This is a genomic window from Allobosea sp. 05T439, from assembly GCF_056396005.1.
This window is the reverse complement of record NZ_JBFTKP010000005.1, coordinates 61,834-84,733: the sequence shown is the minus strand read 5'-3', so window position 1 is coordinate 84,733 and position 22,900 is coordinate 61,834. Positions and strand designations below refer to the sequence as shown.

Here is a 22,900-nt window from a genome sequence, read left to right as displayed (position 1 = left end):
CATGGGGCGGACGTGCAGGGGCCTCTAGCGGAAGGGCGGCTCGTCGAAGGAACGCAGCTTGCGTGAATGGATCGTGCTGCCGGCTTCCTTGAGCTTCTCCAGCGCTGCAAGTCCAATTTTCAGGTGCTCGCCGACAGCGCGCTCATAGAAGGCGTTGGCGGCGCCCGGCAGCTTGATCTCGCCATGCAGCGGCTTGTCGGAGACGCAGAGCAAGGTGCCGTAGGGCACGCGTAGCCGGTAGCCCTGTGCTGCGATGGTCCCGGATTCCATGTCGACCGCGATGGCGCGCGACAGGTTGATACGGCGGCGCTCCTTGGTCCAGCGCAGCTCCCAGTTGCGATCGTCCTGCGTCACGACGGTACCGGTGCGCAGCCTCTGCTTCAGCCGGTCGCCCTTCTCGCCAGTGACCTCGGCCGCAGCCTGCTGCAAGGCGACCTGGACCTCGGCGAGCGCCGGAATCGGAATGTCCGGCGGCACATGGTCATCCAGGATGCCGTCCTGGCGGAGATAGGCGTGGGCCAGCACGTAGTCGCCGATGATCTGCGTCTGCCGGAGGCCACCGCAATGGCCGACCATCAACCAGCAATTCGGCCTGAGCACCGCGAGATGGTCGGTGATGTTCTTCGCATTGGACGGGCCGACGCCGATATTGACCAGCGTGACGCCTTCGCCTCCAGCGCGGATGAGGTGATAAGCCGGCATCTGGAAGCGATGCCAGGGCGCGGACATCACGCGCTCGGCGGCGCTGACATCGATGCCTTCGCGGTCGATCCGGATCCCGCCCGGCGCGACGAGCGCCTCGGCGGTGCCGGCCTCGATCTCGGCCAATGCCAGCCGCACGAACTGGTCGACATAGCGATGGTAGTTGGTCAGCAGCACCCAGGGCTGCACCATCCGCCAGTCGGTGCCGGTATAGTGGACCAGCCGCCGCAGCGAATAATCGACGCGCACCGCATCGAAGAGCGAGAGCGGGCGTGGCTCGCCCTCGATGATCTCGAAGGTGCCGTCGGCGATCTCGTCGCCGACCAGCGAGAGCAGCGGCGTCGGGAAATGCCGCGCAAGCTCCGCGGGCGAGATCCGGCCGCCGCCCAGTTCGTCGCCGCCCTCGATTGCATAGGGGTAGGGAATTTCCTGGGTGCTGATGCCCGTCTCGATGGTGGCGCCGTATTCCGTCACCAGGGGGTCGAGCTGGTCGAGCAGATAGGTCCGGAACTCGGCCGGCTGGGTCACCGTGGTCGAGTAGATGCCGGGCGCCGCAAATTTGGCGAAGCCGCGGCGTGTCGCTGCGGGCAGCTTCGACGGCTCATAGGTGACGCGCAGCATCGGGTAGCGATAGCGGGCGCGCTCCTCCGGCGTCGGCGGCTGTCTCGTATCGAAGAAGCGTTGGAGATCGGCGCGGAGCGCGTCCTTCGCTTCGGCATAAAGCGCCTCCAACCGGTTGATGGCGTCATGCGGCGTGGCGGCGATCTCGAAGCTCATGGCTGACTCTAGCCGGCTGCGGGCGCTCCTGACAACAACCGGCATCGCACCGGCCGATGGTCGGCAGGCCGGGCGTTCAGCGGTCTCGCAACGGGCGCTTGACGTTACGGCTTTGGTGCATTAGTAAACCGGTCAGTTAATTAACCGATCGGTTTAGTTGATGTCGCCGGACCACCTCAGCGCCACGCTCTCTGCCCTCGCCGATCCCACCCGGCGGGCCATCCTGGCGCGCCTCGCGCTGGGGGAAACCTCGGTCAAGGAGTTGGCGGAACCTTTCGCGATGAGCCTCCCGGCCGTCTCGAAACATCTGAAGGTGCTCGAGAAGGCCGGCCTGATCTCCCGTGGCCGCGAGGCGCAGTGGCGGCCCTGCCGGCTCGATCCCGGCCCGCTGCGCGATGTGGCTGCCTGGCTCGAGCACTACCGGGTCTTCTGGGACCGGAGCCTGGACAGGCTGGAGAGCATGATTCTGGAGCTGAGGACTGAGGACCAGAATGCGGCGCTGTCGTTGAGCCCGCCTTCGAAGGGGACGGACGGACAATGATCGCGGCCCGTCATCGCCCCGGAATCCAGGCGGTTTTGCCTGCTCGCCAGGCGGTCTTGTCTGCTCGCAATGAGATCTTAGATCCCAATCAAACAACTTTGGAGAGCATCATGTCTCTATCGATTACCGAGCCCGCCTTCGCAGAGCCAAGAGCCAAGCTCTGGACGGGACGGGTGCTGAGCGGTGTCGTCGTCGCGTTCCTGCTGTTCGACGGCGGTATCAAGCTGGCGCCCCTGCAGGTGGTCAACGATACCCTGCAGCAGCTGGGATATTCGGGAAGCAATGAGCTGGCCCGGGGGCTCGGCGCCATGACGCTGATCATTGCGCTGCTCTATGCCTATCCCCGCACATCCATTCTTGGCGCCGTGCTGCTTACGGGGCTGCTTGGCGGCGCCATGGCGACGCATCTGCGCGTCGGCAGCCCGCTCTTCAGCCACCTCTTCTTTGGGCTCTATCTCGGCCTCATGGCCTGGGGCGGACTCTACCTGCGCGATCCGAGGCTGCGCGCACTCATCCCGCTGCGAAGCGCCTAGCAGCTTTCGCCACTCCCTCTCGATCCGTCACAGGAGCGTTCCGTGCTCAGCACCCTTCTTTGGGCCATTGTCGCCATTCTCGCCCTCGCCATCGTCGTCGTGCTCGTCCTGGCCGCGATGAAGCCCGACAGCTTTCGCGTCCAGCGTTCGCTCGCCATCAACGCACCGCCGGAGCACGTCTTTCCGCTGATCAACGGGGTCCGGAGCTGGGGTGACTGGTCGCCCTGGGAGAAGAAGGACCCGGCGATGAAGCGCAGCTTCAGCGGCGCGGAAAGCGGCCTCGGTGCGGTCTATGCCTGGGACGGCGACAAGAATGTCGGGCAGGGCCGCATGGAGATCGTCGAGGCCTCGGCTCCCCGCAAGGTTGGATTGAGGCTCGATTTCATCAAGCCCTTCGAGGCTCATAACGACGTCACATTCGCGCTCGAGCCTCGCGGCGGCGCCACCGAGGTGATCTGGACCATGACCGGCCCAGCGCCGTTCCTCACCCGGATCATGCATGTCTTCTTCAACGTCGATCGCATGGTCGGGCGCGATTTCGAGACCGGACTCGCCAATCTGCAAGTGGCGGCCGAGCGCTAGACCCATCTCAGTTCCCGAAGAACCAGCAAGGAGGAGGCTATACCCATGCAGACTGTCGAACCGCAGGACGAACATCGCTGGCTTCAGCAGCTCGTCGGCAACTGGGCTTATGAATCGAACTGCTCGCCCGACAAGCCGGAGGAGATCTTCAAGGGCTCGGAGACCGTTCGCTCCATCGGCGATCTCTGGATCGTCGGGGAGAGCAAGAGCGAGCTGCCCGACGGAAATCCCGCGACCATGCAGATCACGCTCGGCTTTGACCCCCAAAAGGGCCGTTTCGTCGGAACCTGGCTGGGCTCGATGATGGCGATGATCTGGACCTATGAAGGTTCTCTCGACGACAGCGGCAAGATCCTGACGCTCGAATCCGAAGGGCCCAGCTTCTCCGGCGATGGCACGACGTCGAAATATCGGGACATCATCGAGATCGGCAGCCCGACCGAGCGGTTGTTCTATTCGAAGGTTCTCGGTGCCGATGGCAACTGGAGCGAGTTCATGAGAGCTCGCTACCAGAGAATCTGATCCACCAAGCCATCCAAGGCCGGCGCGACCGGCCATTTCTCAAGGGAACAGCCCAATGAAGCTCTCGACTTATCTGATGTTCAACGGCAATTGCGAAGAAGCGTTCACGACCTACCAGAAGGTGCTTGGCGGCAAGATCACCGCGATGATGAGCCATGAAGGCACGCCGGCGGAGAACGACGTCTCGCCGGAATGGCGCAAGAAGATCATCCATGCCTGCCTGGAGCTCGACGGCCAGATGCTGATGGCGTCCGATGCGCCGCCGGACCGCAGCAGCGGCCCGATGCGCAGCGTCTATGTCAACGTCATGGTTAAGGAGGTCGCCGAGGCCGAGCGCATCTTCAAGGGGCTCTCGGAGGGCGGCCAGATCCAGATGCCGATCGGGGAGACCTTCTGGTCCAAGAGCTTCGGCATGCTGACCGACCGCTTCGGCACGCATTGGATGGTCAATGCCGAGTTCAAGAACGGATGAGCGCTGGCTTCTCCGAAAAGGCCCTCGCCGACACGGCCGCCGCGATGCGCGGCCATGTCACGCGCGGTGCCGTCGCCGGGATCGTCACGCTGATCGCCCGGGCGGATGACGTGCATGTCGAGACCTTCGGCCTGGCCGATTTCGACAGTGCTGCGCCGATGCGTCGCGATGCGATCGTCCGCATCGCCTCGATGACCAAGCCGATGCTGGCGGTGGTGGCTCTGTCGCTCGTCGAGGATGGAGCGATCGGGCTCGATGACGCCGTCGAGCCTTGGTTGCCGGAGCTGGCGGACCGCCGGGTCCTGCGCAGCATCGCTGGCCCGCTCGACGACACCGTGCCGGCCCGCCGATCAATCACGTTGCGCGATCTGCTGACGCTCAGGCTCGGCATCGGCGCGATCATGGCGCCGCCGGGCCGTTACCCGATCCAGCAGGCAATGGCCGATGCCGGCGTCGCGCCCGGTCCAATGAGCCCCGAGATGTCGCCCGACGCCTGGATGAAACGGCTCGGCTCCCTGCCGTTGATCCACCAACCCGGGGACGTCTGGATGTATCATACCGGCTTCGACGTGCTCTCGGTGCTCTTGGCCAGGGTTTCCGGCAAGCCGCTTGATGATCTCATGCAGGAACGTCTGTTTCGACCGCTGGGCATGGTCGATACCGGCTTCAGCGTGCCGGCGGGCCAGGCCGGACGACTGGCCAGCGCCTATCGTCTCGATTCGGACGCGGGCCGGCTCGTCCTGTTCGATCGCGGCGCCGGAAGCGCGTTTGCCCGCGCGCCCGCCTTTCCCTGCGAGCTTGTCTCGACGGCCGACGATGTCCTGAGATTTGCGCGCGTGCTCCTGGCGCGCGGGCAATACGGCGGGCAGGGCATCCTCTCGCCAGGGATGGTCGAGCAGATGACGCAAGATCAGATCACGCCGGAGCAGAAGGCGGTTTCACCGTTCTTCCCGGGCTTCTGGGAGAGCACGGGCTGGGGCTTCGGTCTTGGGATCGCGACGCAGCCCGATCCGATCTCGGCGGTTCCCGGGCGCTATGGCTGGGAAGGCGGGTTCGGCACCAGTCTCAATATCGACCCGCATCGGAACCTCGTCACGGTCTTCCTGAGCCAGAGACTGATGCAGGGTCCGGAAGACGCCGCCCTCGGCCAGGAATTCCAGGTCCTGGCCTATCGGGCGGTCGCCGGCTGAGGGGCGTCAGCTGAAGATGCTGTAGGCCAGCAGGCCCGCGATCAGCCACAATGCCCAGTTGCCCCAGCGGTTGCGCCGGGCTTCGGCCCGGCCAATCTCCTGGATGCTGCGTTCGTCCAGGACAAAGCCCTGGCGCGAGGCGTCCTCGAGTTGGCCCAGCACACGCTCGGCCCGAGCGGCCGTTTCAGGAAGGCTGGCGAGCGTCGAGAGCATGGACTGGGCGCCTCGGCTGACTTCCTCGATCTTGCCGAGAGGGCCGAGATTGCGGGTGATCCACTCGCGCACCACCGGCTCGGCCGTCTTCCACATATCGAGCTGCGGATCGAGCGAGCGCGCTACACCTTCGACCACGACCATGGTCTTCTGCAGCATGACGAGTTCGGTCCGGGTCGCCATATCGAACAGCCCGGTGATCTCGAAGAGAAGGGTCAGAACCTTCGCCATCGAGATCTCGTCGGCACGCCGGTCATGGATCGGCTCGCCGACGGCCCGGATCGCCTGGGCGAAGTCAGCGACATCGTGATGGGCCGGAACATAGCCGGCCTCGAAATGGACCCGGGCCACGCGGGCGTAGTCGCGCGTGATGAAGCCGAGCAGGATTTCGGCGAGGAACCGCCGTTCCTTGAGGCCGAGCCGGCCCATGATGCCGCCATCGACTGCAACCAGCCGGCCCTGCGCATCGACGAACAGGTTCCCCGGATGCATATCGGCATGGAAGAAGCCGTCGCGGATCGCGTGCTTCAGGAAGGACTGGATGACGGTGCGGCCGAGCGCCACGAGGTCATGGCCGGCAGTACGCAGCGCTTCGACATCGGAGAGGCGAATGCCGTCGATCCATTCGTCGACGAGCACCTCGCGCGCCGTCAGCTGCCAGTCCGGCTTCGGGACGCGGAAATCGGCATCGTCCCTGGTGTTCTCGGCGAATTCCGAGAGCGCTGCAGCCTCGAGGCGAAGGTCCATTTCCATGGTGACGGAGCGCGCCAGCGTCTCGACCACGCCGGAGAAGCGCAGGCGGCGCGCCTCGTGCGAGCGGCTCTCGGCGAGTTCGGCGCCGAAGCGCATCGCCGCCAGGTCGCGGTTGAAACGGTCACGGATGCCGGGCCGAAGCACCTTGACCGCGACCTCCGAGCCATCCTTCAGCCGTGCGCGATGGACCTGGGCGATCGAGGCGGCCGCGACGGGCTCGCCGAATTCGGAGAACAGCGCCTCGACCGGCTCGCCATGCGCGGCTTCGATCGCGGCGCGGGCCTGCTCCATCGGGAACGGCGCCATCCTGTCCTGAAGCGCCGACAGGTCTTCGGCGATCTTCATCCCGACCACATCTGGCCGCGTCGCCAGAAACTGGCCGAACTTGACATAGGACGGACCAAGCCGGGTCATCGCAGCGGCAAGGCGCGTGGCCGAGGAGCCGGCGCCCCGGCGTTCGATCAGCCGGCCGACCCTGATCAGCGCACGTGCCGCGGGCGGCAGAACCGACGGATCCACCAGCGCGAGCGCGCCTTCGCGAGCCAGAACGAAACCAACCCGCGCCATGCGGGTGAAATGGGCGATTGAGGAGATCATGCTGGAAGGCGGGCCGTCACAGCTTCCAGCCGGAATGCAGTGCCACGACCCCACCGGTCATGGGCGTGAAGCGCGCCCGCCGGAAGCCGGCTGCTGCGATCATGTCGGCGAAAACCTGTGGTTTCGGGAATTTGCGGATCGATTCGACCAGATAGCGATAGGGCTCCGCATCTCCCGTCACGAGCCTGCCCATCGGTGGGATCAGGTTGAAGGAATAGGTCTCGTAGATCTTGTCGAGCACCGGCACGTCGACATGGCTGAATTCGAGGCAAAGGAAGCGCCCGCCGCGCTTCAGGACGCGATGCGCCTCCGTCAGCGCCTTGTCGATGCGTGGCACGTTGCGAATGCCGAAGGCGATCGTATAGGCGTCGAAACTGTTGTCCGGCAGGCTGAGCTCCTCGGCATTGCCCTGGACGAAGCGGATGCGGCCATCGCCTGGAAAGCGCTTCTGCGCGCGTTCGCGCCCGACGCTCAGCATCTCGCCATTGATGTCGAGCACCGTCACATCGGTTGCCGGGCCGCCGGCTTCCAGGACCTGGAAGGCGACATCGCCTGTGCCGCCGGCCACGTCGAGATGGTGGAAAGCCCGGTCGCGCGGCGGCTTCAGCGTCGAGATAAGGGCATCCTTCCAGAGCCGGTGCAGGCCCGCCGACATCAGGTCGTTCATCAGGTCGTAGCGGCCGGCGACCTTGTGGAAGACGTCGTCGACCTTGGCCTGTTTCTCGGCGAGCGGCACGGTCTCGAAGCCGAAATGGGTGGTATCGGAGGCTGCTGTCACGGCTTGGCCCGGAGCTTGTGTTCTGGTGAGGCGGTAACTAGAGCCGGATGAATAGCGAAACGAGCGAGCCTTGTCGCGGCCCGTCTCGACGCATGCTGAAGAGCGAAGTGCAATGCCCGAGCTTCCCGAGGTCGAAACCGTCCGCCGTGGGCTGGAGCCCGCCATGCTCGGCCAGGTGCTGGCCCGGGTCGAGCAGCGCCGGCCTGATCTGCGCTTTCCATTGCCTGAGCATTTCGTCGAGCGCCTGACCGGGCGGCGGGTCGAGGGCCTGTCGCGCCGCGCCAAGTACCTGATCGCCGATCTCGATGATGGCGAGGCGCTGATCATGCATCTCGGCATGAGCGGCCGCTTCGTGGTCGAGGCGCCGGGCACGCCACCCACCGAACCTGGCGCCTATTACAACGAGATCGGCCGGCACCTGCAGCACGATCATGTCGTCTTCCATCTCGGATCGGGAGCGCGCGTCACCTATAACGATGTCCGTCGCTTCGGCTTCATGGATCTCCTGCCGCGGGCCGAGCTGGAGAGCTCGAAGCATTTCGCGGGAATGGGAATCGAACCTCTCGGCAACGAGCTCTCCGGCGAAGTCCTGGCAAAGCTCTTTGCCGGCAAGCTCGCGCCGCTGAAGGCGGCGCTGCTCGACCAGCGGCTCGTGGCAGGCCTTGGGAATATCTATGTCTGCGAGGCGCTGTTCCGGGCGGGGCTTCATCCGGAAGCGGCGGCCGGTACGATCACGACGCCAACCGGTCGGCCCCGCGAGGCAGCCCATGCGCTCGCACAGATTATTCGCGAGGTTCTCGAGGAGGCGGTGGCCGCTGGCGGCTCGACCTTGCGCGATTTCGCCCATGCCGACGGCTCGCTCGGTTATTTCCAGCACCGCTTCAAGGTCTATGACCGCGAGGGCGACCAATGTGTCACGCCCGGCTGCGGCGGCCTGGTGAAGCGGCTCGTCCAGTCCGGCCGCTCGACTTTCTATTGCGAGCGCTGCCAACCGAAGCGCTGAGCCAACGTCATATCGCGCGGAGCGGTGTCGGCGGCACGGCTTCCGCAGGGTTCGAAAGCCGCCTTTGCGCGGCCGCGCATGGACCGCGCCCGCGGGCCCCGTTAATGCTGCACGCGAAGCATCATCCGGGAGGCCGCCATGGCTTATGAGACCATTCTCGTCGAGGTGAAGGGCAAGGTGGGCGTCATCACGCTGAACCGCCCGCAGGCGCTGAATGCGCTCAACGGCCAGCTGATTGGCGAGGTCAACACGGCGATCGATGGTTTCGAGAAGGATGCCGGCATCGGCTGCATCGTCATCACCGGCTCGGAGAAGGCCTTTGCCGCCGGCGCGGACATCAAGGAAATGCAGTCCCGCACCTTCCCCGAGACCTATCTCGACGACAAGTTCGAGCCGTGGGACCGCATTGGCCAGCGCCGCAAGCCGATCATCGCGGCGGTCGCGGGCTTTGCGCTCGGCGGCGGCTGCGAACTCGCCATGATGTGCGATTTCATCATCGCCGCGGACAATGCCCGCTTCGGCCAGCCGGAGATCAATCTCGGGGTCATTCCCGGCGCCGGCGGCACGCAGCGCCTGACCAAGGCGATCGGCAAGGCCAAGGCCATGGATCTCTGCCTCACCGGCCGCATGATGGACGTGAACGAGGCGGAGCGCTCCGGCCTCGTCGCCCGTATCGTTCCGCTGGCCGACCTGATGACGGAAGCGCTGAAGGCGGCCGAGGCGATCGCGGCGAAGTCGCTGCCCTCGGTGATGATGGTCAAGGAATCCGTCAACCGGGCCTTCGAGGTCACCCTGAACGAGGGGCTGCGCTTCGAGCGGCGCGTGTTCTCCTCGCTCTTCGCCACGCAGGATCAGAAGGAAGGGATGGCCGCCTTCTCCGAGAAGCGGCCGCCGGATTTCAAGAACCGCTGAACCCAGTCATGAGCGGGGCGAATGCCGGGGCCGACGATCTTTGATTTGCGGCTCAGCCCCGCTTGCTGACACGATGGGGGTTCTCTTCGAAGCTTAGGGATACCAGATGAACGCTGCCGCTCCTTCCGCCACGGGCGGGCTCGTCCTGCCGACCTATGAGGATGTCGTGACGGCGGCGGGTCGCCTCCAAGGCATCGCACACCGGACGCCGGCACTGACCTCGCGCACGGCCAATGCCCGCACCGAGGCCTCGCTGGTCTTCAAGGCCGAGAACCTGCAGCGCATGGGCGCCTTCAAGTTCCGTGGCGCCTTCAACGCGATCTCGGCGCTGAGCGCCGAACAGAAGCGTGCTGGTGTCGTCACCTTCTCCTCGGGCAATCACGCTCAGGCGATCGCCCTGTCGGGCAAATTGCTCGGCGTGCCGACCGTCATCCTGATGCCGCAGGATGCGCCTGCCGCGAAGGTTGCGGCGACCCGTGGCTATGGCGCCGAGGTCGTGCTCTTCGACCGTTACAGCCAGGACCGCGATGCGCTCGGCCGCGAGCTGGCCGAGACCCGCGGCCTCTCCCTGATTCCGCCCTATGACCATCCCGATGTCATTGCCGGCCAGGGCACCGCCGCCAAGGAGCTGATCGAGGAGGCTGGCCCGCTCGATATCCTGCTGGTCCCCCTCGGCGGCGGCGGTTTGATTTCCGGCGCGGCTCTCGCGGCCAAGGCGCTCAACCCCGGCATCCGCGTCTTCGGCGTCGAACCGGAGGCCGGCAATGACGGCCAGCAATCCCTGCGCAGCGGCAAGATCGTCAAGATCGACGTGCCCAAGACCATTGCCGACGGCGCCCAGACCGCCTTCCTCGGTCAATACACCTTCCCGATCATCCAGAACCTCGTCGAGGATATCGTCACGGTGCCGGATGCGGCGCTGATCGAGACGATGCGCTTCTTCGCCGAGCGCATGAAGCTCGTGGTCGAGCCCACCGGTTGCCTTGCGGCTGCAGCGGCCTTCACCGGGGCGGTTCCGGTCACGGGCAAGCGTGTCGGCGTCATCATCAGCGGCGGCAATGTCGATCTTGCTGCCTTCGCACGCTTCGTAGGGCCTTCGGCATGAGCAGGATCGAGACCATCGCCTCGCCCGAGGTGCCGGCCCCGGCGGGGCATTATGCGCATGCCGTGGCCTATAAGGACCTCGTCTTCGTCTCCGGCCAGCTCGCTCCCCGCCCTGACGGCAGCCATAGCTCGGCCGAGCCCTTCGCCGTCCAGGCGCATCAGGCGCTGGCCAACATGCTCGCGATCCTCACGGCGGCTGGCTGTGCGCCGTCCGATGTCGTCAAGGTTACGGCCTATCTGGTCGGGGTGGGCAACTGGCCCGAGTTCAACCGGATCTACGCTGAGGCCTTCGGCGATCACCGCCCTGCGCGCTCGGTCGTGCCGGTGCCCGAGCTGCATCATGGCTACCTGATCGAGATCGAGGCTGTGGCGGTCCGAAGGGGCTGATCTGGCGCTCCTGGCGTGATACGGCCATTCCGGCGTTGACGCGGCCCGCACAAGATACTATAGGCCAGCGTCTCGCGACGGCTAGCGCAAGCAACCGCCGCCGCACATGCATTTCAATCAAGGTAGCGGCCCGAACCCGCCAGGCAAATCCGCCGGGTGTTCGGTCGCAATGAAGACGAGGACGATCGATGGCCAATACGACGTCGGCCAAGAAGGCCACGCGCAAGATCGCGCGGCGCACCGAGGTGAACAAGGCGCGCCGCAGCCGTATGCGCACCTTCCTGCGCAAGGTCGAGGAGGCAATTGCCTCGGGCGACAAGGGTGCCGCTGCGGAGGCGCTCAAGGCCGCTCAGCCGGAGATCATGCGCGCCGCTCAGAAGGGCGTCGTTCACAAGAACACCGCTTCGCGCAGGGTCTCGCGCCTGGCGCATCGGATCAGCGCTCTCGCTTCCTGAGCGGCGTTCTGCAGAGCAGTTTCGGACTAAGAAAAGCCCGGCCGTCAGGTCGGGCTTTTTGTTTGCTGTGTTAACCGACCGTTAGGCAAGCCTGACTGCCGCAGACGAGAAAAATCTCATCTGCGGGGCCGATTCAGTAATCTTTCCGCTGCGTTATGGGGTTGACTTCGGTTGTGGTTTCAGGGCGCCAAAAGGTGCTTTTTTCGCCTTTTGGCCGCGCAAATAAATCCCATATTTTTCATGACGTTAGCGGGCAAAGGAATCTGTTGTCGGGAATCGCCGGAGCTTCTACCTGCGTCTCCGTCGCTTCCCGAAAAAAAGATTCGCGCTCCGCGCGCAGCCTCCGCCGTAAAAAAAACGTTAAGTTCCCCAACCTATTGGGCCTGCCTTGCCCATAGGTCATGGGGGCTCTGAAAGGGCTTGAGTCTCCGAAGCCGGCTGACTGGGATATTGCCCCCGTTCKAGGCGCCCCTGTAAGGTCCCTTCATCGCCGGGCGGACAGCAATGACCTCCGGTGGTTTCCAAAGATTAACGGCGTTTTTGGCTCACGCCCCAGAGGGGAGAGGATGCGGCTCTTTGTCTGTTTGAGTTGAGATGAAGTAGCGGCTCCGTCCTTCGGCGAGCCTTCTAAGCGTAATCAGAAATGGATCGAGAGCCTGTCACCCGCCGGCGCATGCCGTCGAGTGGGCGTCATTCTCTTTGTCCAAACAACAGCTCCGGCAGGCGGTCCACCAAGAGCCGCCGCCGATAGCGCATCTCTTGATATTGAAATGGGGCACGAAATGTTCGAGCGGCAAGCCATGGACGAGATTACCGATGCGAAGGCTGTGCCGGCGTCTGTGATCGCGACCACGACTGCGAGCATCCAGGGGGAGGGAGCAGCGCTTTCCCTGACTGAAGCCTGGGACCGCGTGCGCCGCCGCCTGCGTGCCGAACTCGGCGAGGATGTTTTCTCCAGCTGGTTTGCGCGTGTCGAGATCGGCGGCCTCGTCGATGGCGTGGCCTATCTCACCGTGCCGACCCGTTTCCTGAAGAGCTGGCTGGAGGCGCATTATGCCGAGCGCCTGCGGGCGCATTGCCTGGCCGAGTTGCCTGCTGCCAATGGCATCCTGCTTTCGGTGCGCCAGGCTGCCCGGGATGCCATTCCGGCCGCGGTCCGCGAGGCTGCCATGGCTGCCCCGCGTGCGGCGGCACCCGAGCCCGTCATGGCCCTTCGCTCGGCGGAGGCCGGATCCCTGCCCTGTGAGCAGGAGCTTGTCGACGCCTGCGGCACCATGCTCGACCGGCGCCTCAACTTCCAGAGCTTCATCGTCGGCAAGTCGAACCAGCTGGCCTTTGCAGCGGCCGAGCGAATTGCCGCGGCCCCGGCCGGATCGACCCCCTATAATCCGCTCTACCTTCATGCTGGGGTCGGGCTCGGCAAGACGCATCTCCTGCAGGCGATTGCTCAGGATGCGCGCAATCATGGCAAACGCGTGGCCTATTTCACGGCCGATCGCTTCATGTACGGTTTCGTCGCGGCCCTGAAGTCGCAGACGGCGCTCGCCTTCAAGGAAAAGCTGCGCGGCATCGACCTGCTGATCGTCGACGACGTACAGTTCATCCAGGGGCGCTCGATCCAGCAGGAGTTCGGCCACACGATCAACGCCTTGATCGATGCCGGCAAGCAGATCGTGGTCGCGGCCGATCGGCTTGCCAATGATCTCGAAGCGCTCGACGAGCGCATCCGTTCGCGGCTGGCCGGCGGGCTTGTCGTCGAGGTCGGCGAGCTTGACGAGGCGCTGCGCGTGAAGATTCTCGGAAGCCGGCTCGAGTCGCTGCAGGCGGCGCATTCGAGCTTCCACGTCAATTCCGACGTGATCGCCTATGTTGCCCGCGTCATCACCGCCAATGGCCGCGATCTCGACGGCGCCGCCAATCGGCTGCTGGCCCATGCCACCTTGTCCGGCAATGCGGTGACGCTGGAAACGGCCGAGGCGGCGATCCGTGACCTGGTCCGGACCCGCGAGCCGCGCCGCGTCAAGATCGAGGACATCCAGAAGCTGGTCGCCACCCGCTACAATGTCAGCCGGGCCGACATCCTCTCCGAGCGCCGCACCGCGGCAGTCGTGAAGCCGCGCCAGATCGCCATGTATCTGTCCAAGGCGCTGACTCCGCGCTCGCTGCCGGAGATCGGCCGCCGCTTCGGTGGCCGCGATCACACCACCGTGCTGCACGCCGTGCGCAAGATCGAAAAGGCGATCGCCGAAGATCGCCTGCTGCATGACGAGGTCGATCTCCTGAAGCGGATGCTGCAGGAGTGAGCTGCCTGCCGCGCTATGCCCTGAAGGCGAGCGCGGCTTTGGCTGTGGCCGGTTGTGAGAGCGCCCTTGCGCCACCGGCGCGCGTCCTGCAATGTCGCGGGCCATTMCGTCGCCCGCGCAGCCGCTGCTCGGGCGCTAGCACGCCAGAAGACAGACGATGAAGGTCACGGTCGAACGTTCTACGCTGTTGAAGTCGCTGGGTCATGTCCACCGCGTGGTGGAACGCCGCAACACGATCCCGATCCTGTCGAACCTTTTGCTGAGCGCGGACGGTGCCGGCCTCAAACTGAAGGCGACCGATCTCGATATCGAGGTCGTCGAGACGGTGCCTGCCGATGTCCCGGAGCCGGGCGCGACGACCGTGCCGGCACATACGCTCTACGATATCGTGCGCAAGCTGCCCGACGGCGCCCAGGTCTCGCTCGAGACGACGGGTGAAGCGGGGCTGACGCTCCGCTCCGGCCGCTCGCGTTTCATGCTGCAAACCCTGCCCGAGGGCGATTTCCCCGACATCACCGCGGGCGAGATGGCGCATCGCTTCACGCTCGCCGCGGGTGAGCTCAAGCGCCTGATCGACAAGACCCAGTTCGCGATCTCCACCGAGGAGACGCGCTACTATTTGAACGGCATCTATCTCCACACCATCGAAGTCGAAGGCCGCAGCCTGCTGCGCGCCGTTGCGACGGACGGGCACAGGCTTGCCCGCGTGGATACCGCGGCTCCGAGCGGGGCTGCCGGCATGCCGGGCGTGATCGTGCCGCGCAAGGCCGTGGCGGAGATCCAGAAGCTGCTGGAGGATGGCGACACCGAGGTCTCGGTCGAGCTCTCCGCCACCAAGATCCGTATCGCGACGCAGGCGGTGGTGCTGACCTCGAAGCTGATCGACGGCACCTTCCCGGATTACCAGCGGGTGATCCCAAGCGGAAACGACAAGCGCCTGACCGTCGACAAGGGCGATTTCGCTGCCTCGGTCGATCGTGTCTCGACGATCTCCTCCGAGCGCGGTCGCGCGGTGAAGCTGTCCATCGCCGATGGCCGCCTGACCCTGTCGGTCACCAATCCCGATTCCGGATCGGCGACCGAGGAGGTCGAGGTCGATTATGATGCGAGCCCGCTCGATATCGGCTTCAACGCCCGCTACCTGATGGATATCGCCGCCCAGCTCGATGGCGACACGGCCCTCCTCAAGCTTGCCGATCCCGGTTCGCCGACCGTGATCCAGGATCGCGAAGGTGCGTCTGCGCTCTATGTGCTGATGCCGATGCGGGTTTAGGCCGCGCTCGCATCTTGACCACGGTCGCGCGCCTGATCCTTCAGGATTTCCGCTCCTATGAGGCCCTCGATCTCGCGATCGGGGGCCAAATCGTTGCGCTTGTCGGTGAGAATGGCGCCGGCAAGACCAATCTGCTCGAAGCCGTGTCTCTGTTCGCGCCGGGCCGGGGGCTGCGCCGCGCCGATCTCTCCGACATGGCGCGCCAGGCGGGCCCGGGCTCCTTCGCCGTATCGATTGCGCTCGCGGAGGATGGGCCGCGCCTCGGCATCGGGCTTGGCAGCGAAAGCGACGGGCGGCGTGCAAGGCTTGCCCGCATCGACGGGGTCCAGGTCGGCTCGGCGCTGGCTTTCAGCGACTATCTCCGCGTGGTCTGGCTGACCCCGGATCTCGACGGCTTGTTCCGTGGCTCGGCCGGCGACCGCCGCCGCTTCCTCGACCGGCTCGTGCTTGCGGTCGATCCAGGCCATGCGACACGCTCGAACGCGCTAGAACGGGCTTTGCGCTCGCGCAACCGGATCCTCGAGGACACTCCGCAAGAGTCGTCCTGGCTTGAAGCGATCGAGCGGGAGATCGCCGAACTCGGCGTGGCCGTGGCTGCCGCGAGGGCCGAGACGGTTGGCCGACTGGCGATGATCATCGCGGCCAATGGCGACGACGCATCTCCCTTCCCCCGTGCCGCGCTCGGCCTTGAAGGCGAGATCGACCGGCTTGTGGCGGGGCTGCCGGCACTCGATGCCGAGGATCGCTATCGCGACATCCTGAGGCAGGGGCGCCAGCGCGACCGCGCGGCCGGGCGCACCCTTGTCGGCCCGCAGGCGTCGGACCTCCTCGTTCGCCATGCCGCCAAGGATATCCCGGCCGAGCAGGGCTCGACCGGCGAGCAGAAGGCCCTGCTGATCGGGCTCGTGCTTGCGCATGCGAGGCTGGTCCGGAGCATGAGCGGGCTTCCGCCACTGGTCTTGCTCGACGAAGTCGCCGCCCATCTCGATCCGCGTCGGCGCGCGGCGCTCTACGCCGAACTCGGCGAGCTGGGCTCGCAGGTCTGGATGACGGGTGCCGATCCGGCGTTGTTCACCGATCTGCCGGCAGGGGCGCAGTGTTTCACCGTGACATCCGGGCAGGTCGAGGCCATCGGCTGACGTGCTTGAGCTGGGCTGATCGGTCAGATCACGCGTCGCAATGAGACGCCTCGGGTGCATTCTGCTAGGGTTGCCGCTGCTCTGAAGAGGCTGCTCCCATGGAACTTACAGGCCTTCTGGTATTTGCCGGCGTCTATTTTCTGGCGGTCGCTTCGCCTGGTCCTGCGGTCGCTGCCCTGGTTGCGCGCTCGCTCGGCACCGGCTTTCGCCGCTCGCTTCCCTTTGCGGCGGGAATCGTCGCAGGCGATCTGATCTGGTTCTCCTGCACGGCGCTTGGCCTTGCGGTGCTGATGCAGGGCTTCCATGGACTCTTCGTCGCGATCAAATATGTCGGCTGTGCCTATTTGCTCTATCTCGCCTGGAAACTCTGGACCGCCCCGGCCGAGGCGCCGCGTCAGCCGCCGAGTGCCCGCGGGGAGGGCTTGCGGCTGTTCTTCGGCGGCATCGCGCTGACGCTCGGCAATCCCAAGGTCATGGTGTTCTTCCTGTCGATCCTGCCTCTTGTCGTCGATCTCGGCCGGATGACGATGCTCGCCTTCGTCGAGGTTGCGTTGCTGCTGACCCTGATCATAGGCTCGACGATGCTCGCCTATGCCTATGCCGCGGATCGGGCTCGGCGGCTGGTGGCGAGCCCGACGGCGATGCGTCGGATCAATCGCCTGACTGGCGGCGTCATGGCCGGTGCGGCGGCTGCTATCGCCGCTAGGGGCTGAAAACCAGTTCCAGCGCCCCCAGGATGGTCGCGGCTTGGGGCTGGCCATTGCCGCCAGCCTCGGGCAAACCCTTCGGCATGCCGCAATCTCGCGAATCACAGGCGCGCGCGACGCTGAAATCCGTCTTCGGCTATGACGATTTCCGCCCGGGACAATGGGAGGTCATCGCGGCCGCGCTGGCGGGAAACGACGTCTTCGCGGTGATGCCGACCGGCTCCGGCAAGTCGATGTGCTATCAGCTGCCCGCACTGGTCACGGGCGGGCTGACGCTCGTGGTCTCGCCGCTGATTGCGCTGATGCGGGATCAGGTCGGGCAGTTGACGCGGGCCGGTGTCGCGGCGGCTTCGCTCAACTCGATGAACAGCGAGAGCGAGGCGGCGGACGCCTGGGCGAAGCTCAACGCCGGCGACCTGCGTCTGCTCTTCGTCTCGCCGGAGCGATTGGCGGGGGAGGGACTGGTCGCTCGGCTGCGCAGGCTCGGCGTTGCCCGGCTTGCCATCGACGAGGCGCATTGCGTCTCGCAATGGGGGCATGATTTCCGCCCGGAGTACCGCCTGCTTGCCAAGGTTCGCGAGGCGCTCGGCGGCGTCCCGGTCACGGCACTGACGGCCACTGCGGATCGGCAGACGCGCGATGACATCGCCCAGCAGCTGTTCCCGAAGCCGCCTGTCACCGTCATTCATTCCTTCGATCGGCCGAATCTGAAGCTCGCCTTCGCCCCGAAGGACCAGCCGCGGCGCCAGATCGCCGATTTCCTGAAGCGACATCGCGGCGGCAGCGGCATCGTCTATTGTTCGTCGCGAGGCCGGACCGAGCGCCTCGCCGAAGGCCTGCGCGAGCAGGGCTACAAGGCCTTTGCCTATCATGCCGGCATGGAGCAGCAGGAGCGCAACCGCAACCAGGACCTCTTCCTGCAGGAGGATGGTGTGGTGATCTGCGCCACCATCGCCTTCGGCATGGGCATCAACAAGCCCGATGTCCGCTTCGTCGTCCATGCCGACATGCCGGGCTCGATCGAGGGCTATTATCAGGAGATCGGCCGCGCCGGCCGCGACGGACTGCCGGCCGATACGCTCACCCTCTACGGCGTCGAGGACATGGCGCTGCGCCGCCGCCAGATCGACGAGAAAGCGATCGACGACGAGCGCCGGCGCATCGAGCATAGGCGTCTCAGCGCGATGACCGACCTGTGCGAGTCGGCGCTCTGCCGGCGCTCTTCCCTGCTTGCCTATTTCGGCGAGGAGACGCCGCCTTGCCGGCATCGGGAAGCACAATTCCGCTGCGATCTCTGTGCTGGAGAGGCGACGCTCCAGGATGCCACGCTGGATGCCCGAAAGCTGCTCTCGGCAGTGGCGCGCTCGGGACAGCGCTTTGGCGCCGGGCATCTCGCCGATATCCTGACCGGCACGATGAGCGAAGCGGTCCGCCGCCAGAACCATGACGGGCTGAAGACCTTCGGCGTCGGCAACGACAAGCCCAAGGCCGCCTGGGCAGCCCTGACCCGCAAGCTCTTCGCCGCCGGCGCGCTCGCGGAAGCCAGCACCGAACATGGCGGTTTCCGCCTGACGGAGAAGGGCGAAGACATCTTGTTCGGACGCGAGCCGATCGCGCTCAGGGCCGATGCCCTCCCCGTACGGCGCGGTCGCCCTGCCGAGCGTGGCGCGCGGGCCGATGGGCTCGATGAAGGCACCGCTGCCCTGTTCGAGCATTTGCGCCAGCTCCGGCTGACGATTGCCCGCGAGGAAGGCGTGGCGGCCTATATCATCTTCACCGACCGCACGCTGATTGCCATGGCGCGCGAGCGGCCGCTCGGGCTCGATCAGATGCGCGGGATCGAGGGCGTCGGCGAGCGCAAGCTCGCCCAGTATGGCGAGGTCTTCGCCGATGCGATCGCTGGCTTTCGGGGATAGCGGGGCAGTCTCGTCACGATGCGCCGGGGCTGCCCCTGCGCGCACGTACGCGTACGCGCGTGAAAAAGCCACCGTTCCCGCCTATATTCATGATACGAATCAAGACGATCGCGGGCATAGCCTCGCCCGCTGAAGGACCCCGACATGAGTGATGCTGCCCGCGACCTTGAAGACGCTGCCTATGGCGCCGATTCCATCAAGGTTCTCAAAGGCCTGGATGCGGTGCGCAAGCGCCCCGGCATGTATATCGGCGACACCGATGACGGCTCGGGCCTGCACCACATGGTCTACGAGGTGGTCGACAACGCCATCGACGAGGCGCTGGCAGGGCACGCCGATCTCGTCACTGTCACGCTGAACGCCGATGGCTCGGTCACGGTCACCGATAACGGGCGCGGCATCCCGACCGATATCCACAGCGAGGAGGGCATTTCCGCCGCCGAGGTCATCATGACCCAGCTCCATGCCGGCGGAAAGTTCGACCAGAATTCCTACAAGGTTTCGGGTGGCCTGCACGGCGTCGGTGTCTCCGTCGTCAACGCGCTCTCGGTCTCGCTCAAGCTGCGCATCTGGCGTGGCGGTAAAGAGCATTTCATGGAGTTCCATCATGGCGACGCCGTCGCGCCGCTCGCCATTGTCGGCCCGGCCGGCGACAAGCGCGGCACCGAAGTCACCTTCCTGCCCTCGACCCAGACCTTCACGATGGTCGAGTTCGACTACAAGACGCTCGAGCATCGCCTGCGCGAACTCGCCTTCCTGAATTCGGGCGTTCGCATCGTCCTCACCGACGCACGCCATGCCGAGGTCGTCCGGGAGGAGCTGAGATATGAGGGCGGCGTGGAGGCCTTCGTGCGCTATCTCGACCGCGCCAAGACCCCCGTCGTCGACAAGCCGGTGGTGCTCGGCGCCGAAAAGGATGGCATCACCGTCGATGTCGCCCTGTGGTGGAACGACAGCTACCACGAGAACGTGCTCTGCTTCACCAACAACATCCCGCAGCGGGATGGCGGCACGCATTTAGCCGGCTTTCGTGCTGCGCTGACTCGCCAGATCACCGGCTATGCCGAGACCTCCGGCATGATGAAGAAGGAAAAGGTCTCGCTCACCGGTGACGATTGCCGCGAAGGACTGACGGCCATCGTTTCGGTGAAGGTGCCGGACCCGAAATTCTCCTCGCAGACCAAGGACAAGCTGGTTTCCTCCGAGGTGCGTCCCGTCGTCGAGAACATCGTCAATCAGGCGCTTTCGACCTGGCTCGAGGAGCACCCGAATGAAGCCAAGACCATCGTCGGCAAGGTGGCGGAAGCTGCCGCGGCGCGCGAAGCGGCCCGCAAGGCACGCGATCTGACCCGGCGCAAGGGCGCGCTCGATATCGCCTCGCTGCCCGGCAAGCTCGCGGATTGCCAGGAGCGCGACCCCGCCAAATCAGAACTCTTCATCGTCGAGGGTGACTCGGCCGGTGGCTCCGCCAAGCAGGGCCGTGCCCGTGAATACCAGGCAGTGCTGCCGCTGCGCGGCAAGATCCTCAATGTCGAACGCGCGCGCGTCGACAAGATGCTCTCCTCCGAGCAGGTCGGTACGCTGATCATCGCGCTCGGAGCCGGCATCCGCGAGGAATTCAACATCGAGAAGCTGCGCTACCACAAGATCATCATCATGACCGACGCGGACGTGGACGGCGCCCATATCCGCACCCTGCTGCTGACCTTCTTCTTCCGGCAGATGCCGGAGGTGATCGAGCGCGGGCATCTCTTCATCGCCCAGCCGCCGCTCTACAAGGCGGCGCGCGGCAAGTCGCAGACCTATCTCAAGGATGAGCGCGCGCTTGAGGAATACCTCGTCGACTCGACCTTGGACGGTGCTGTTTTCCGGACAGGAGACGGCATCGAGCGCGCCGGTCCCGACCTGCGCAGTCTGATCGACGAGGCGCGCGGCGTACGCAACACGCTGTCGCAGCTTCATTCGCGTTATGACCGGCGCATCGTCGAGCAGATGGCGATCGCGGGCGCGCTACATCCGCTGACCAACGAGAGCGAGGCGCAGGCCAGCGAAGCCGCGGCCTATGTCGCGCGGCGGTTGGACGCGATCTCCGATGATCTCGAGCGCGGCTGGGAAGGCCGGGTGGAGGACGGCAGCTTCACCTTCTCGCGCCTCGTGCGCGGCGTGAAGCAGGTCGCGGTACTTGATGCCGGCCTGCTTGCGAGCGCCGAAGCGCGCAAGCTCGCTGCGGCAGCCGTCTCGCTGCAGGAAGCCTATGCCACGCCGGGCGTGCTCAGCCGCAAGGGCGATGATCACATCGTCAATGGCCCGAGCGATCTCTTCGACGCGGTCAGCGCCATCGGCAAGAAGGGCGTCTCGCTCCAGCGCTACAAAGGCCTCGGCGAAATGAACCCCGAGCAGCTCTGGGAGACGACACTCGATCGCGACGTGCGCTCGCTGCTCAGGGTCAAGAACGACCAGAATGACGAGGCTGACGATCTCTTCGTCAAGCTGATGGGCGACGTCGTCGAACCCCGTCGCGACTTCATCCAAAGCAACGCACTGAACGCGACCGTCGATACGTGACGGCGCGGCCCTGGCGGTCCGTGACCCGGACCGATCGTGCCGCCCTGCTCCACGGACGCCTCCCTCGAGTGGTGTGCCAACACCACCACTCAAGCACGCGGGTGCCGTCGGATGGGGGCGTCCTGGGATGCCCATCAGATCGGCTGATATCAAATCTGTGCGACAGCGAGGTTAGGGAAAGAAAACAGAGGCGTAGCGAGATGCGCGCGGACGGAATCGCGCTGCGGGCTCCCGCGGCTACGCGGGCAGTCGCTGAGGCCTGAGGCGAGGGCATCAGGGTTTCTTTTCGTTGGGTGCCTGCGTTGCCGCGGTGATTGCCGCGATCAATCGCTGGCGATTGTCGAGCACGAAGGCCGTGAAGGTGTCCTGACCGACGATCGACCTCAGCATGGTCGGCAACATGCCGTAGAGCTTGAGGGCGAAACCGGTCATTGCAGCGTCGTCGTTGATGAGACCGGAGGCCTTCTGCCCCACGAAGTCCGTGATGAGATGCTGGTTCTGGCTCACCAGCGCGACGATCTCCGCTTCGATTTTATCTTTCACGGCTTCGAGCATGAATCACCTCGGTCGGCACGATCGGGAAACCAAGAGTATCGGCCCGCAAACGGGAATGTGGCTCTCAGGCTCATGCTAGACGCTATCCCGATCAGGCGGGCGTGTCGCCGAAAGGAGGCAATTGGCTTCAGAGCGCGTCACCTGAACCGAGATGCCGACACGGTTTCCGATGATGTCCGCGGATGTTGCCCTTTCAGCGTCGACTGGTTCGCGTCAGGCGGGTCTGCAATCTGCGCTGCAGGCCCTCGACCGCTGCGATGATTGACCCACCGTGTCTCGCTGTCACCGCGAGCGAGATCAAGGCCGCTGGAATGGCCACGATAATCGCGCCGAAGAGGTCGGATGGGTAGTGGACGCCGACGTAGACGCGCGACCAGCCTACGAGCGCACCAATCGCGGCAGCAAGGCAGGCCACCCCATATTGCCGCACCAAGGCAAGCACAGCGACAGCCACCGCGAAGGCGAGGGCGTGATTGCTCGGGAAGGAGGCGCTGGAGCGGTGATCGACCAAGCTGTGCCCGAGGCTGACCATGAAAGGACGAGGCCGAAAGGCGATGAGCCCGATCACAAAACTCATGGTCATTGCGATGACCAGAGCGAGAGTGAGGGCAAAGGCGAGAAGGCGCCGCCTTCGAGAGCCGCGGATCCACAGGACGACGATGTAGCAGGGAATCAGGAGAATCACGAAGCGAGTGACCGCTATCGCGAAAAGAGCGACATAAGAGCTTGGGCTCGGCCCGGCATTGAGAGCAAGGAACAGTTCGGTATCGAGTGCGAGCATCGGCGAGAGAATCGGTCACGATCTTGGGGGACGGCTGTCGCACACGATGCGGTGGCGGGCGAATGAAATTTACCGGCCTTTCCTCGACCGTATGGAGGCCGTGCGCCTGCGGCTCCTTGGAGGGTGAGAGCCTGTCTCGG

Annotated in this window: 22 protein-coding genes; 17 read left to right on the top strand and 5 right to left on the bottom strand. The window is 65.2% G+C overall.

The features are described 5' to 3' along the window. Positions 1-24: 24 nt before the first annotated feature. Positions 25-1,479, bottom strand: a complete 1,455-nt coding sequence (locus AC1DIO_RS07450; RefSeq protein WP_441504990.1) for an AMP nucleosidase — start codon at positions 1,477-1,479, stop codon at positions 25-27. A gap of 160 nt (positions 1,480-1,639) precedes the next feature. On the opposite strand from AC1DIO_RS07450, the gene AC1DIO_RS07445 reads away from it, so the two are divergent. The 6 genes from AC1DIO_RS07445 to AC1DIO_RS07420 all read left to right on the top strand — a co-directional run bounded on the left by AC1DIO_RS07445 (position 1,640) and on the right by AC1DIO_RS07420 (position 5,319). Then, positions 1,640-2,020 carry an ArsR/SmtB family transcription factor gene (locus AC1DIO_RS07445; RefSeq protein WP_441504989.1) on the top strand — a complete coding sequence of 127 codons (381 nt, stop codon included), beginning with the start codon at positions 1,640-1,642 and terminating at the stop codon, positions 2,018-2,020. 110 nt (positions 2,021-2,130) lie between these two features. Continuing rightward, entirely contained in the window at positions 2,131-2,553 is a 423-nt protein-coding gene (locus AC1DIO_RS07440) for a DoxX family protein (RefSeq protein ID WP_113517055.1), read from the top strand. Positions 2,554-2,595: 42 nt separating this feature from the next. Next, complete coding sequence (locus tag AC1DIO_RS07435) at positions 2,596-3,135, top strand: SRPBCC family protein (RefSeq protein WP_441504988.1); 540 nt, start codon at positions 2,596-2,598, stop codon at positions 3,133-3,135. 45 nt (positions 3,136-3,180) lie between these two features. Then, entirely contained in the window at positions 3,181-3,657 is a 477-nt protein-coding gene (locus AC1DIO_RS07430) for a DUF1579 domain-containing protein (protein ID WP_476767502.1), read from the top strand. A gap of 55 nt (positions 3,658-3,712) precedes the next feature. Next, positions 3,713-4,129: a VOC family protein gene (locus tag AC1DIO_RS07425; RefSeq protein WP_441504986.1), complete on the top strand. Its 417-nt coding sequence runs from the start codon at positions 3,713-3,715 to the stop codon at positions 4,127-4,129. Further along, positions 4,126-5,319, top strand: coding sequence for a serine hydrolase domain-containing protein (locus tag AC1DIO_RS07420; RefSeq protein WP_441504985.1), 1,194 nt, complete (start codon positions 4,126-4,128; stop codon positions 5,317-5,319). Before AC1DIO_RS07425 ends, AC1DIO_RS07420 begins: the two co-directional genes overlap by 4 nt. 6 nt (positions 5,320-5,325) lie before the next feature. On the opposite strand, the gene ubiB is transcribed toward AC1DIO_RS07420, so the two are convergent. Together ubiB and ubiE are read right to left on the bottom strand one after the other, a co-directional pair. Further along, a complete protein-coding gene (gene ubiB / locus AC1DIO_RS07415; RefSeq protein ID WP_441490550.1) occupies positions 5,326-6,882 on the bottom strand; it encodes a 2-polyprenylphenol 6-hydroxylase in 1,557 nt (518 codons plus the stop codon). A gap of 16 nt (positions 6,883-6,898) precedes the next feature. After that, entirely contained in the window at positions 6,899-7,660 is a 762-nt protein-coding gene (ubiE, locus tag AC1DIO_RS07410; protein WP_441504984.1) for a bifunctional demethylmenaquinone methyltransferase/2-methoxy-6-polyprenyl-1,4-benzoquinol methylase UbiE, read from the bottom strand. A 112-nt stretch (positions 7,661-7,772) separates the two neighbouring features. Here ubiE and mutM point away from each other — a divergent pair, with 112 nt between their 5' ends. The 11 genes from mutM to gyrB all read left to right on the top strand — a co-directional run bounded on the left by mutM (position 7,773) and on the right by gyrB (position 21,424). Beyond that, positions 7,773-8,663 carry a bifunctional DNA-formamidopyrimidine glycosylase/DNA-(apurinic or apyrimidinic site) lyase gene (mutM, locus tag AC1DIO_RS07405; RefSeq protein ID WP_441504983.1) on the top strand — a complete coding sequence of 297 codons (891 nt, stop codon included), beginning with the start codon at positions 7,773-7,775 and terminating at the stop codon, positions 8,661-8,663. A 138-nt stretch (positions 8,664-8,801) separates the two neighbouring features. After that, positions 8,802-9,575, top strand: coding sequence for an enoyl-CoA hydratase (locus tag AC1DIO_RS07400; protein ID WP_069878406.1), 774 nt, complete (start codon positions 8,802-8,804; stop codon positions 9,573-9,575). A 106-nt stretch (positions 9,576-9,681) separates the two neighbouring features. Continuing rightward, on the top strand, positions 9,682-10,680 hold the full coding sequence (locus AC1DIO_RS07395) for a threo-3-hydroxy-L-aspartate ammonia-lyase (RefSeq protein WP_441504982.1): 999 nt from the start codon (positions 9,682-9,684) through the stop codon (positions 10,678-10,680). Then, a complete protein-coding gene (locus AC1DIO_RS07390) occupies positions 10,677-11,066 on the top strand; it encodes a RidA family protein (protein WP_441504981.1) in 390 nt (129 codons plus the stop codon). Before AC1DIO_RS07395 ends, AC1DIO_RS07390 begins: the two co-directional genes overlap by 4 nt. Before the next feature lie 188 nt (positions 11,067-11,254). Continuing rightward, entirely contained in the window at positions 11,255-11,521 is a 267-nt protein-coding gene (gene rpsT / locus AC1DIO_RS07385) for a 30S ribosomal protein S20 (protein WP_069878404.1), read from the top strand. An 800-nt stretch (positions 11,522-12,321) separates the two neighbouring features. After that, positions 12,322-13,824 (top strand): chromosomal replication initiator protein DnaA, encoded by a 1,503-nt coding sequence (dnaA, locus tag AC1DIO_RS07380; RefSeq protein WP_441504980.1) that lies wholly within the window; start codon positions 12,322-12,324, stop codon positions 13,822-13,824. 157 nt (positions 13,825-13,981) lie between these two features. Beyond that, on the top strand, positions 13,982-15,097 hold the full coding sequence (gene dnaN / locus AC1DIO_RS07375; protein WP_069878403.1) for a DNA polymerase III subunit beta: 1,116 nt from the start codon (positions 13,982-13,984) through the stop codon (positions 15,095-15,097). A 14-nt stretch (positions 15,098-15,111) separates the two neighbouring features. Then, complete coding sequence (gene recF / locus AC1DIO_RS07370) at positions 15,112-16,236, top strand: DNA replication/repair protein RecF (protein WP_441504979.1); 1,125 nt, start codon at positions 15,112-15,114, stop codon at positions 16,234-16,236. A gap of 98 nt (positions 16,237-16,334) precedes the next feature. Next, positions 16,335-16,949 (top strand): LysE family translocator, encoded by a 615-nt coding sequence (locus AC1DIO_RS07365; RefSeq protein ID WP_441504978.1) that lies wholly within the window; start codon positions 16,335-16,337, stop codon positions 16,947-16,949. Positions 16,950-17,026: 77 nt separating this feature from the next. Beyond that, positions 17,027-18,859, top strand: coding sequence for a DNA helicase RecQ (gene recQ, locus AC1DIO_RS07360; protein ID WP_441504977.1), 1,833 nt, complete (start codon positions 17,027-17,029; stop codon positions 18,857-18,859). 144 nt (positions 18,860-19,003) lie between these two features. After that, entirely contained in the window at positions 19,004-21,424 is a 2,421-nt protein-coding gene (gene gyrB / locus AC1DIO_RS07355) for a DNA topoisomerase (ATP-hydrolyzing) subunit B (RefSeq protein WP_441504976.1), read from the top strand. A gap of 273 nt (positions 21,425-21,697) precedes the next feature. Here gyrB and AC1DIO_RS07350 read toward each other — a convergent pair whose 3' ends face one another. After that, a complete protein-coding gene (locus tag AC1DIO_RS07350) occupies positions 21,698-21,979 on the bottom strand; it encodes a hypothetical protein (RefSeq protein ID WP_441504975.1) in 282 nt (93 codons plus the stop codon). 193 nt (positions 21,980-22,172) lie between these two features. Continuing rightward, positions 22,173-22,760 (bottom strand): phosphatase PAP2 family protein, encoded by a 588-nt coding sequence (locus AC1DIO_RS07345; protein WP_441504974.1) that lies wholly within the window; start codon positions 22,758-22,760, stop codon positions 22,173-22,175. Positions 22,761-22,900: the final 140 nt, after the last annotated feature.

Bases quoted from the DNA above. Each gene is read 5' to 3' on its own strand.
- AC1DIO_RS07390 (WP_441504981.1), top strand. From the start codon at position 10,677: ATGAGCAGGATCGAGACCATCGCCTCGCCCGAGGTGCCGGCCCCGGCG.
- AC1DIO_RS07430 (WP_476767502.1), top strand. From the start codon at position 3,181: ATGCAGACTGTCGAACCGCAGGACGAACATCGCTGGCTTCAGCAGCTC.
- dnaA (WP_441504980.1), top strand. From the start codon at position 12,322: ATGGACGAGATTACCGATGCGAAGGCTGTGCCGGCGTCTGTGATCGCG.
- mutM (WP_441504983.1), top strand. From the start codon at position 7,773: ATGCCCGAGCTTCCCGAGGTCGAAACCGTCCGCCGTGGGCTGGAGCCC.
- recQ (WP_441504977.1), top strand. From the start codon at position 17,027: ATGCCGCAATCTCGCGAATCACAGGCGCGCGCGACGCTGAAATCCGTC.
- AC1DIO_RS07345 (WP_441504974.1), bottom strand. From the start codon at position 22,760: ATGCTCGCACTCGATACCGAACTGTTCCTTGCTCTCAATGCCGGGCCG.
- gyrB (WP_441504976.1), top strand. From the start codon at position 19,004: ATGAGTGATGCTGCCCGCGACCTTGAAGACGCTGCCTATGGCGCCGAT.
- AC1DIO_RS07395 (WP_441504982.1), top strand. From the start codon at position 9,682: ATGAACGCTGCCGCTCCTTCCGCCACGGGCGGGCTCGTCCTGCCGACC.
- dnaN (WP_069878403.1), top strand. From the start codon at position 13,982: ATGAAGGTCACGGTCGAACGTTCTACGCTGTTGAAGTCGCTGGGTCAT.
- AC1DIO_RS07450 (WP_441504990.1), bottom strand. From the start codon at position 1,479: ATGAGCTTCGAGATCGCCGCCACGCCGCATGACGCCATCAACCGGTTG.
- AC1DIO_RS07440 (WP_113517055.1), top strand. From the start codon at position 2,131: ATGTCTCTATCGATTACCGAGCCCGCCTTCGCAGAGCCAAGAGCCAAG.
- AC1DIO_RS07420 (WP_441504985.1), top strand. From the start codon at position 4,126: ATGAGCGCTGGCTTCTCCGAAAAGGCCCTCGCCGACACGGCCGCCGCG.
- AC1DIO_RS07445 (WP_441504989.1), top strand. From the start codon at position 1,640: ATGTCGCCGGACCACCTCAGCGCCACGCTCTCTGCCCTCGCCGATCCC.
- AC1DIO_RS07365 (WP_441504978.1), top strand. From the start codon at position 16,335: ATGGAACTTACAGGCCTTCTGGTATTTGCCGGCGTCTATTTTCTGGCG.
- rpsT (WP_069878404.1), top strand. From the start codon at position 11,255: ATGGCCAATACGACGTCGGCCAAGAAGGCCACGCGCAAGATCGCGCGG.
- AC1DIO_RS07425 (WP_441504986.1), top strand. From the start codon at position 3,713: ATGAAGCTCTCGACTTATCTGATGTTCAACGGCAATTGCGAAGAAGCG.
- AC1DIO_RS07350 (WP_441504975.1), bottom strand. From the start codon at position 21,979: ATGCTCGAAGCCGTGAAAGATAAAATCGAAGCGGAGATCGTCGCGCTG.
- AC1DIO_RS07400 (WP_069878406.1), top strand. From the start codon at position 8,802: ATGGCTTATGAGACCATTCTCGTCGAGGTGAAGGGCAAGGTGGGCGTC.
- ubiB (WP_441490550.1), bottom strand. From the start codon at position 6,882: ATGATCTCCTCAATCGCCCATTTCACCCGCATGGCGCGGGTTGGTTTC.